This window comes from Lacticaseibacillus sharpeae JCM 1186 = DSM 20505, assembly GCF_001436225.1.
Classification (GTDB): domain Bacteria; phylum Bacillota; class Bacilli; order Lactobacillales; family Lactobacillaceae; genus Lacticaseibacillus; species Lacticaseibacillus sharpeae.
Genome location: NZ_AYYO01000050.1, coordinates 53,298 through 63,515, shown reverse-complemented (window position 1 = coordinate 63,515; position 10,218 = coordinate 53,298). Strand labels below are relative to the sequence as shown.

Below are 10,218 nucleotides of genomic sequence, written 5' to 3'. Positions count from 1 at the left end.
TTCAGAATGCTCGGTCGTTTAATTTTTGTGAACGGGAATTATGTCCCGGCCACTTATTTCTGAAGAATTTTTAGATTAGTTAATTCTGGCTTGGCAAAATTTTGTGGCGAAATTTTGCCTTATGCTTCTGCACTGTCTGCATCCGTGGCCTGCAGTGCCAAGGTGAAGACTGACCCAGTTGGCGGGTTATCCGCCACGGTCAGCTTGCCCTGACTCAGTTCTGCGAGTTGGGCCGCAATCGGCAGTCCCAGACCGGTGCCCGGAATGCTGCCGCGAACATCGGCGCTGCGGTAAAAGCGCTCAAAAATCTGCTCCTTTTCTGCATCCGGAATGCCGCGTCCATGATCAGCCACGGTTAACTGCACCGTCTGCGCACTCTGCTCTAGGCTAATGGTGACTGGCGTGTCCGCGGGCGAATACTTCACCGCATTCGTGATGAGGTTCGTCAGGATTTCCTGCACCGCGGTCACGTTGGTCAGCGCCCAAACATCTGCCGCGACGTCCAGCCTGATGGGCCGGTCGAAATTATTTTGCACCTTGCCCACAAATTCAGGCACTAACTGACTTAAGTTCACGGCCGCCAAATCAAGCCGCATCCGGTCCGCCCGTGACAGCTGCATTAATTCTTCAATGAGCTGCTGCATCTGCCGCGATTCTTCGGTGATATAATGCACCGACTTGGGCACAATCTCGGGATGTTCGGCCGCCCGACGCTCAATCAGCTGGGCGTGGGACTTGATGGTCGCAATCGGCGTGCGCAATTCGTGTGCCGCGTTCATCACGAAGAGCTTCTGTTGCTCCTCACGCGCATTCAGCATCGCGAGCAAGTTGTTGAAGTTCGTGGCCAAATCCGCGACTTCGGTGGGTTTAGCCGGCACGGGCAGTTGCATCGTGCTAGGGTTGGCCGCCGTGGCAATCTGCTCGGTGGTTGCTGAGAGTGTGGCAAGCGAGCCGGTCAGCCGCCGCGTCAGCCAGCGCACGAAGAACGGACTGATGATGAGCACCAGCACGAGCAACACTAATGTCACCTTCAGCACCTGCATGAGCAACTTGATTGAACTGTTCATACTGAGCCACAACGTGTAGTAAATCCCCCGTGCGTGCCCTGTCCGCCGGTAGATGAAGCCAAAGTGCGGCCGGTAATACAGATGATCGTTAAACGGCATCGCGACCGGCGTGATTTCGAGTAAGTCATCCGCATCCGGTGAGTTATAATACTTAATCTTGGCGTCCTTACGTGCATTGCGCACGTGAACGTAACTCGAATCGGTATCGAGCGTGCTGTTGTGCCGCCACGTCTCCCAGTCATCATCGTCGTCAATCGTAACTTCCTTAAGGCTTTCAATAATCCGCGTCGAGTTGGTTTGTGCTTCACTCAGCAGCTGCTCACTAACTGCCACAAGGATAATGACGGTCATCCCCACCATCAGGCCGATGATTAACGTCATCAAGCTGCGCCAGGTGATGGCCGCACTAGATTGATTCTTCTTCCGTTTCCGCATCCGCATCACCTACCCGCCACATTGGCCGACAACATGTACCCGACGCCGCGCACGGTGTGGATTAGCTTCTGCTGGTCCGCCCCATCGAGCTTAGCGCGCAGGCTCCGGACATACACGTCCAAAATGTTGGGCTGGCCCTCAAAGTCACTGCCCCACACTGCATCGAGTAAGTCGGTTCGCGAGCACGCCTCGTCCTGATTCCGCACCAATTCCACCAGCAGCTCGTATTCCCGCTGCGTGAGCGCAATAATCTGGCCGGCGCGCTCCACCCGCTTGGCATCCGTATCAACGGTCAGGTCGGCAACCTGGTACACCGCCTGCGTCGCCGCACTGGGCTGACCATGCCGCAGCGCGACGTCGACCCGCGCAATCAGTTCTTCCATTTCGAACGGCTTGGTAATGTAATCGTCGGCGCCCCCGGTGAGTCCCGCCACCTTGTCTCCGATGTAATCTCGCGCCGTCAGCATAATCACTGGCACCTGACTCGTCCGCCGAATCCGGCGCAAAACGCTAAAGCCATCCAACTTGGGCAACATCCAGTCCAATAGAATCAGGTCAATCTGCGCCTCATGCGTCCGGAATGCGGTCAGCGCCGCCTCACCATCGCCCGCAACAAGCACGCGCATGTCTTCCAGTTCAAATTCGGTTTTGAGGGAATCGGCCAATCCGGCTTCGTCTTCCACCAGTAACATCGTCTTCTTCATTGCGTCCTCCAGTTCACGTAATATCCGTAATCAGCATACACTTATTTCGGCCCAAAATAGTTTAAATTTTACTACGCACAATGTTTTGGTCAGTTATTTCCCGGACTGAGGTATGAAAAAAGAGACGGGTTTGCCCCGTCTCTTGGTTAAATCAGTTGAGTTTAGAACCGCCGCAACAGCACCTTGTCAATGCTGTGGTTGCTGGTCTTGTGCAAAATCACGCTTGCCCGGTCGCGCGTGGGCAAGATGTACTCGTTCAAGTTCGCGAGGTTCACGGTCCGCCACAAGTCACTAGCCATGGCAAGTGCTTCGTCGCGGTCACCATGCGCATACGGGTAGTAAAAATCGTCCGGGTCATCCACGGCTAAGTCCAAAAACTGGTTGAACCGTTCCATGAACCAGCCCTCGATGTCCTTGGCGGCGGCATCCACGTACAGCGTCAGGTCGTACAGGTCGCTGTAATAAATCGGACTATCCTTACCTGTCTGCAGCACGTTAATCCCCTCAACGATGAGAATGTCCGGCTGCTTAACCTCCGTGAACGCCCCCGGCACCACGTCATAGCTCGCGTGCGAGTACTCTGGTGCTAGGGCCGTCCGGTTCATCTTCACGTCAACCAGGAACTTGGTCAAAGCGTGCATGTCGTAGCTTTCCGGGAAACCTTTGCGATCCGTAAGTCCGCGCCGCTCCAGTTCGGCATTCGGCAACAAGAACCCGTCCGTGGTCAGCATCTGCACCGACATCCCAGGCATCTGCCGACTGAGGAGCTTTTGCAACAGCCGCGCGGTAGTGCTCTTCCCCACGGCCACGGAGCCGCTGATACCGATGATGAACGGGGTGTGCTCCGTGTTCGTGCGCAGGAAAGTCGAGTCGTTGGCCAGTTTGTTCAGAAACGAGCGCAGGCGCACCCGAATCAGTTCCGTCAATGGCAGATAGATTTCACGCACGTCATCCAGACTCACGCGGTCTGCACGGGAACGCAAGGCTTCCAGCTCAGCAGCACTGACCGACTTGGCTTCCATCCCGCGGAGCTTGCCCCACTCTGCACGCCCATATTCCCGATATTGCTCTTGCGTTTGCATTATTTCACCTCAACAGCGCCGCTTACTTGGCGTCGAGCGTAAACAACTTCGCGTCCATGCCGGCCAGCAGTGGTGACAGCGCTGGCGTACTCAGGACGGTCAGGCGGTGCATCGCGCGGGAGCAAATCGTGTACAGCAACTCGCGCTCCCCGTCGCCAGGGAAGTTCGTCGCGTTCGCCTGCCACACGATGATGGCGTCGAATTCCAGCCCCTTGGCGAGGAATGACGGCACGATGATGGTCCCCGGCACGAGACGCTGGTTCTCGGACTTGATCAAGGTCACGTCCACCCCGTCGCGCTTCAGCTCCGTCCAGAGCTGCTGGGCCTCACCCAGGGTCTTCGCGATAATGGCCGTGGTTTGGCCCGCAGCGTCGTTCACCTCGAGCTGTTCACGCAGCCGCGTACGCAGCTGTGCTTCCGAATCGCGCATGCTGATGGTTGGCAGCGGGCCTTGGCGGTTGAACGCCACGATTTTCTGTCCGCTTCGCAAAATCGCCTTGGTGAATTCGGTCACCTGCGCCGTTGACCGGTATGACTGGGTCAGCTGGACCACGCGCGTCTTCTCGGAGTCGAACATCTTGCTGGTGTCCGCGACCAGGTTGCGTGCCTTGGCGCCGGAGAAGATGGCCTGGTTGAGGTCCCCCAGCAGCGTGAACTTGGCCTTGGGGAAGGTGGTCCGCAGGTAAGCCAGCTGGTAAGGCGTGTAGTCCTGGATTTCGTCGACGAAGACAAAGCGCATCTTGCGGTCGCCGTGCCGACCCGTCAGCAGGTCGTACAGGTACAGGTATGGCGTCGCATCAGCCATGGACAGCTGCCGGTTGCGGAAGGCCGCAACAAACTGATCCGTGTCCGCCTGCCAGTCAGCCGCGGTGAGCCCGAACTTGCTCAGATCCAGCAGCTCCGGGATTGCCCGCAAGAAAGAAACGTACTGGCCGCGCACGTTCAAGAACCGGTTACGCTGAATGGCGGTTTCGATTTGCTTGAATTCCTTTTGCACAATCTTGCGCGCCAAGAAGCGGTTTTCGTCGTCGCCACTAGTGAATTCACCCGGGGCGTCAGCCTGCATCATCCGCAGATTCTCCTCGGACATGTCTTCGATGACTTCCTGAACCCAATCGGCCTTGAGCTCTGGTTCCACCCGCCGGTTCAGCATGTTCGCCAGCCGTTCCTTGGTCGCCGTGATGCGGTTCCCCATGTGGTAGTTCTCATTGTAGCTGTAGAAGATATCGGCGATGCGTTGCTTGCTAAAGAACGCCCGCCCATGGAACTTGATGTCGCGGAACCGCACACCCTTTTGTTCCAAGCTCCGCGCGTATTCCTGCGTGGCGCGGAAGAACTCACGGCTCTCCTTGACCTGCTGGACCTTCTTGGCCACTGGGGTCTGCACCTGTTCGAACTGTTCGAACAGATTCTGCACCTCGATGTTTGGCACCCGCCGTGTCACGTACTGGTAGTAGGTGAACTGGACCATGTTCTGTTCGCCGAGTTCCGGCAGCACGTTGCCGATATAGTCGGAAAATAGCTGGTTGGGGCTGAACATGATGACCTGGCTGCTGGTCAAGTTACCGCGGTACCGGTACAGCAGGTAGGCCACCCGCTGCAGCACAGCGGAGGTTTTCCCAGACCCCGCGGCGCCCTGCACGAACAAGAGGTCCGCAGAGGTATCCCGGATAATCTGGTTCTGCTCACGCTGGATGGTCGTCACGATGCTCTTCATCTGCGTGTCGGACTTCTCACCGAGCACTTCCAGCAGCATCTGGTCGCCGATGGTTTCGGAGGTGTCGAACATCGTCTCCACCTTGCCATTTTTGAGCACGAACTGCCGCTTCAGGTTCACAACGACCTGCTGCTCCCCATCCGGCGTCTGGTAAGTCACCTTGCCGAGACCACCATCATAGTAGATGGAGCTGATGGGCGCACGCCAGTCATAGATCAGGAATTTACCGTCGCGGTTCGTGAAGCTACCGAGGCCGATGTAGATGGTCTCCGGCTTTTCACCCTTTTCCTGGAAATCAATCCGCGCAAAGTATGGGTTCTTCTTCAGAAGGCGCACTGTATCCAAACGGTGGCTTGCTTCCTGCCACGCGAGCCGGCGTTCATCGAGCATCTGCTGCTGCTGCTCGATGGACGCGGCCGTTTCACTAGCTTCCGCGTCGCCAGAGAAGTTCAGGGAGATATCGCTGAAGAAGTTCTGGTTCATGTTCCGTTCTTCAGACTTTTTCCGGTCAACATCGTGGCTCAGCCGTTCGTCGGCTTCGGCGAGCTGCTTCACGATGTCATCCAGGTGTTTCTGTTCGTAAATATGGCTGTCGTCTGTCAAAAAATACCTCCCGCGGCCCGGTCTGGGCAACACTCATTGGTGTAAACAAAATTCGTTATAAAATTCTACCACTTTTAGCCCCAGAACTCAATTTTCTACTATAATAGTGGGTTATTTCCGCCAATTTAGTGTAAACGGACACATTTACGCCCCACTTCCAGCCCACAATTGAACAAATGCACGGTAGATGTCGGGTTAATTGCGCGGCACATTTTGCTGCCGCCGCACCTGCGTCCGCAAAATGACGGGGGCAATGATTGTCGCCAGAATCACAGCTGCAATCACGGCATTATACTCGGCACCCGATATGAGGCCGGCCCGTTCGCCGGTCAACGCGACAATCAGCGCCATTTCGCCACGGCTGATCATCCCCGCGCCGATGACGCTAGCTTCGGGTAAGCTGCTACCCGTCATGCGTGCGCCCAGGCCCGCCCCGAGCCATTTGCCCGCCACGGCAATCAGCGTGAGTAGCGCCACGAACACCCAGTGTGTGTGGCTGTCCAGGTGCAGGTGCAGCCCGATACTGACGAAGAACACCGGTACGAAAATTCCCGTACCGATGGCGTCCACTGCCTGCCCGATTTCCCGTCGCACACTGGTCTGGCTGACCGCGATGCCGGCAAAGAACGCGCCCAGTGCGCTGCTCAGTCCCACGATCTCGGCGGTGCCGGCCATTAATAAACAAATACCCAGCGCGGTAAGTTCCCGGCCAAATGGCACCAGGAGCTTACCCGCCAGCCGCATCAGCAGCGGTGCCACCAGCTTGATGACAAACCACACAAGTACCATGAACGCCGCCTGCAGCAACAACTGCCCACCCATGCTGAGCCCGCCGCTCTTGGCCCCTGACAGGCTCATGAACAGCCCGAGCATCAACACTGCAATCACGTCGTCCAGCACCGCCGCTCCGAGGATGATACTGCCGGCGCGGCCACTAAGTACGCCCAGTTCGCGCAGTACCGCAACCGAAATCGAAACGGAGGTCGCCGCAAACACGATGCCGGTGAACAAACTGGTGGCCACGGACAACTGCCACGCACGCGCCAAGAGGTACGTCGTCGCTAAGGGCACGACGATCCCGAGGCTCGCCACCAGGATGCTCGGCCGCAGGTACCGGCGAATGCTGGCGGTGTCGGTTTCCAGTCCGGCAAGGAACATCAGGACAATCACGCCCACGTCGGCGAAGATGCTGATGGTGTGCGTGAGTGGCACGAGGTTCAAGACGGTCGGCCCGAGGATGATGCCCGCGAGCATTTGTCCGATGACGGCTGGCTGCCCCAACCGCACGGATAGGTGTCCAGCGAGAGTGGTGCTGATGAGGATGATAGCGAGGATGATGGCAAAATTCATGTAGTAATTCCTTTCTGATTCACCGGCGGAAACTGAGGCAAAAAAATAGCGCCAAGAACCACCCTGCCAACCCAAGCAGGGTACAATTCTTGAACGCTTCGTCCAACCGGTGTGCTGTTAAAATGATACCTTCAATTCTACCAGTTTACAGTTAGGGTTGGCAAATGACGAACTGCACAATCCCCGAAGACGTTTACACACTGAATGTGCTAAAATGGAGACATTCTTAAGAAACTAGGTGAAACCTATGAAGCAAGGCACCACAATCATCACGCTTGATAATGGGTACCACCTGTGGACTAACACGCAAGGCACCGGCGATATCCATTTGCTCTGCCTGCATGGTGGCCCCGGCGGCACACATGAATACTGGGAAAACTTCGGTCAGGAACTGGCAGACCTCGGCGTTCAGGTACATATGTACGACCAGCTCGGCTCCTTCTATTCTGACCAGCCCGACTACAGCTTGCCTGAAAACAAGAAGTACCTGACCACGGACTACTTCTTGGATGAAGTTGAAGAAGTCCGCCAGAAGCTTGGCCTCGACAACTTCTACCTCATCGGCCAGTCTTGGGGCGGGGCACTCGTGCAGCTGTACGCACTGAAGTACGGTCAGCACCTCAAGGGCGCCATCATCTCCTCCATGATTGACAACATCGACGAATACGTTGAACACGTCAACCTGTGCCGGGAAGAAGCTTTGCCACCCAAGGCCGTTAAGTACATGCAGGAACAAGAAGCCGCTGGCAACTGGGCTGACCCGCAGTACCAGAAGTACGTGGACGTGCTGAACGCCGGCTACGTTGACCGCAAGCAGCCACCTGCGATTAGCCACCTGATTAACACGACCGCCACCGATGTCTACGGTGCTTTCCAGGGCGATAACGAGTTCGTTGTTACCGGCAAGCTTAAGGACTTTGACCTCCGTGACCAGATTCACAACATCACGGTGCCAACCCTGCTTACGTTCGGTGAACACGAAACCATGCCGGTTCGTTCCGCCCAGCGTATGGCCGAGGACATCCCCCACGCCCGTCTGGTCACAACCCCAGATGGTGGGCACCACCACATGATTGACAACGCGCCTGTCTACTTCAAGCACTTGAAGGAATTCATCCGCGACGTCGAAAACGACAACTTCAACGACTAAATTACAAAACCCCCGTTCACAGTGAGCGGGGGTTTTATTTGCGCGCGCGCACCAAAAAACTACGATTATGTATTGTCTATGTTCCTTGAACAAAAAAATCGGTTTAAATTTATTTGATTTACATTCGCAAAAAAAGCGTTTGGCCCCATTCAGCCAAACGCTTTTTAATATTTTGAGGGCGCTAAATCTGCAACCAGACTCATTTCCGTAGTACGCGCCACTCGTTGACCATGGTGTACAACAAGAGCATCGGGACAAACCAGTCCCGCCGAGTTGTTACCTTAATCCTAGCATGTTGCCCAGCCCGTTTGCATTAGTCTACTAGCTCTGCAGCCACCAAACGCCCACTTTGCAGTTCACTTGCGCGAATATACTGGTACCGCGGCGCAATCACCACATCGGCAGCCACCTGCACCAGGGCAACGTGCTCCGCGTGCAGCTGGGCATCGGTCTTCGCCGTGTTCACCGCCAGCAAGCTCTTCGCGTACATGCAGTCAAAACTGCGTACTACCCCGAAACTTTCCTCAAGCTCACACGCAGCTAACATCGCGTGCACGCGGCTTAACTGGTCTGGCGCTAGGCCACCGTTGACCGCAACAATTGCCGCCTCACTAACCACAGCGATGGTTTGGTAATAGTAAATCGTGTGCCCGTAATCATCACTATCGCGCATATCCTGATACGCATGGTAACCAATGAGTAGCGCCAGGTTCGGGTCGAGCGCCGGCATGATTGTGAGCGCGAAATCATAGTCGTTGAGGCCATACACATGGTGCAACAGGTAGTGACTGATGCGCGCTTGCACGCCACTGCTCAGCCGCCGCCGCTTGATTTGGGGCTCTGCCTGCAACTGCACCAACTCGGTTAAAGCGTCCGCAACCAGGTGCCAGAACAAGTTGTCCGGAGCCACATGCAGTTGCGCAATGGCCGCTAAATTTTGGTGCAAACCGGTCGTATCCGTCCCCCATGAGTACGCCAACGTATCCAGGTGCACGGGTGCCAAGACCGCGTGGTTGCGCAGGTCACTCGCGTATAATGCCAGTGCTTCCTGGGACCAGCCCAAACGACTGTTGTTGATATCGCTAAGGCCATTTTCAAACCGCGAATACGAGGAAATTCCCACGTCCTGACTCGCCTCACTGAGCGTCAATCCCCGCGCGTTGCGGACATCTTTGTACAGTTTGCCCATGTTCGTGTCGCTCATATAATCACCCCCGTCTTTGCGCCGTGTGCTTTTGCGACCAGCAACTGACAATACTCAGCAAGATGGTCCATGCCGATGATTTGCGGTGCCTTAAGTGCCAACTGCAGGCGTGCGTCGCTGGCCGCACCCGGCGCCAATTTTTGCCGCACTACTGCGAGCACAAGGTTGCTCAGCAGTGGCCCCTGCCGGTCAGTCATTGCATCGCGGAAACGCAGCAGGTCGCCTTCCACAACGGGCAGCATGTCATCGGCCCCACGCATAGTTAGTGCCACCCCGACGTGCCAGAGAACAAAGGCGATGTCGTCAGCGTAACGCGTGCCCGCCTGAAAGTGCTCGTGGTTGCGCATCGACTTATACGCCGCCACAATCAGGTCGGTATCAAGGAAGTCCATTACAAAACTGTATAGGTTAAAGTCGTACATCCCCCACACGTGCCCATCAATCAGCACGTGGGCAATCTGGCGCTGGAGTGTTGCCGGCATCCGCAATTCCTCGTTGGCCGCGAAGCTATCAATCATCCAGTCGAACACGGCGACATTCAGGTCGCGCATAAAGTACGCATGATCCGCCGTATCACGCCGGTAATCCGCAGCCGCCACCCGCGCTTTGGCAACGGGCAAGCCCACGCGGAGTGCCTTAATGCGCCCGAGTGCCTTGATGAACGGCGAATGAAACATCAGTGAATCAATCCGCAAATCGCTGGGTGCCACACCAATGTTGGTCATCACCGCATTGAGTGCCGTGTTGCTCAGGTTTGACTCGCCTCGTTCAAAGCGCGACAACACGGACACCGAGGTGCCAAAACTGGCTGCTTCCAGTGTAATCCCCCGTGTTTCCCGGAACTCCTTCATGGTGCTACCGAGATCCGAGTAGACATTCTGTTTAGTCAAAAGCATTGCCTCCGTT

General features: G+C 56.2%; 8 protein-coding genes. 1 reads left to right on the top strand and 7 read right to left on the bottom strand.

Annotation, left to right across the window (positions count from 1 at the left end):
- Nucleotides 1-119: 119 nt before the first annotated feature.
- The 5 genes from FC18_RS09785 to FC18_RS09765 form a co-directional block, all read right to left on the bottom strand.
- Nucleotides 120-1,502, bottom strand: coding sequence for a sensor histidine kinase (locus tag FC18_RS09785; protein WP_056976179.1), 1,383 nt, complete (start codon nt 1,500-1,502; stop codon nt 120-122).
- Between the two features lie 5 nt (nt 1,503-1,507).
- Nucleotides 1,508-2,206: a response regulator transcription factor gene (locus FC18_RS09780; RefSeq protein WP_054678731.1), complete on the bottom strand. Its 699-nt coding sequence runs from the start codon at nt 2,204-2,206 to the stop codon at nt 1,508-1,510.
- A gap of 161 nt (nt 2,207-2,367) precedes the next feature.
- Nucleotides 2,368-3,288 carry a type I pantothenate kinase gene (coaA, locus tag FC18_RS09775; protein WP_054678727.1) on the bottom strand — a complete coding sequence of 307 codons (921 nt, stop codon included), beginning with the start codon at nt 3,286-3,288 and terminating at the stop codon, nt 2,368-2,370.
- A 22-nt stretch (nt 3,289-3,310) separates the two neighbouring features.
- On the bottom strand, nt 3,311-5,608 hold the full coding sequence (helD, locus tag FC18_RS09770) for an RNA polymerase recycling motor HelD (protein ID WP_054678725.1): 2,298 nt from the start codon (nt 5,606-5,608) through the stop codon (nt 3,311-3,313).
- A 195-nt stretch (nt 5,609-5,803) separates the two neighbouring features.
- On the bottom strand, nt 5,804-6,958 hold the full coding sequence (locus tag FC18_RS09765) for a cation:proton antiporter (RefSeq protein ID WP_054678722.1): 1,155 nt from the start codon (nt 6,956-6,958) through the stop codon (nt 5,804-5,806).
- A gap of 247 nt (nt 6,959-7,205) precedes the next feature.
- Between FC18_RS09765 and FC18_RS09760 the strand changes: the two genes are divergently transcribed.
- Nucleotides 7,206-8,108, top strand: coding sequence for a proline-specific peptidase family protein (locus FC18_RS09760; protein WP_054678720.1), 903 nt, complete (start codon nt 7,206-7,208; stop codon nt 8,106-8,108).
- Nucleotides 8,109-8,421: 313 nt separating this feature from the next.
- Here FC18_RS09760 and FC18_RS09755 read toward each other — a convergent pair whose 3' ends face one another.
- Both FC18_RS09755 and FC18_RS09750 read right to left on the bottom strand, forming a co-directional pair.
- Nucleotides 8,422-9,312, bottom strand: a complete 891-nt coding sequence (locus tag FC18_RS09755) for a helix-turn-helix domain-containing protein (RefSeq protein WP_056976177.1) — start codon at nt 9,310-9,312, stop codon at nt 8,422-8,424.
- The gene (locus FC18_RS09750) at nt 9,309-10,202 is read right to left on the bottom strand and encodes a helix-turn-helix domain-containing protein (RefSeq protein WP_054678714.1); all 894 of its coding nucleotides are present in this window, start codon (nt 10,200-10,202) and stop codon (nt 9,309-9,311) included. Before FC18_RS09750 ends, FC18_RS09755 begins: the two co-directional genes overlap by 4 nt.
- Nucleotides 10,203-10,218: the final 16 nt, after the last annotated feature.

Excerpts from the sequence above, each read along its gene's own strand:
- FC18_RS09765 (WP_054678722.1), bottom strand. The coding sequence starts at position 6,958 with ATGAATTTTGCCATCATCCTCGCTATCATCCTCATCAGCACCACTCTC.
- FC18_RS09780 (WP_054678731.1), bottom strand. The coding sequence starts at position 2,206 with ATGAAGAAGACGATGTTACTGGTGGAAGACGAAGCCGGATTGGCCGAT.
- FC18_RS09755 (WP_056976177.1), bottom strand. The coding sequence starts at position 9,312 with ATGAGCGACACGAACATGGGCAAACTGTACAAAGATGTCCGCAACGCG.
- FC18_RS09760 (WP_054678720.1), top strand. The coding sequence starts at position 7,206 with ATGAAGCAAGGCACCACAATCATCACGCTTGATAATGGGTACCACCTG.
- coaA (WP_054678727.1), bottom strand. The coding sequence starts at position 3,288 with ATGCAAACGCAAGAGCAATATCGGGAATATGGGCGTGCAGAGTGGGGC.
- FC18_RS09785 (WP_056976179.1), bottom strand. The coding sequence starts at position 1,502 with ATGCGGAAACGGAAGAAGAATCAATCTAGTGCGGCCATCACCTGGCGC.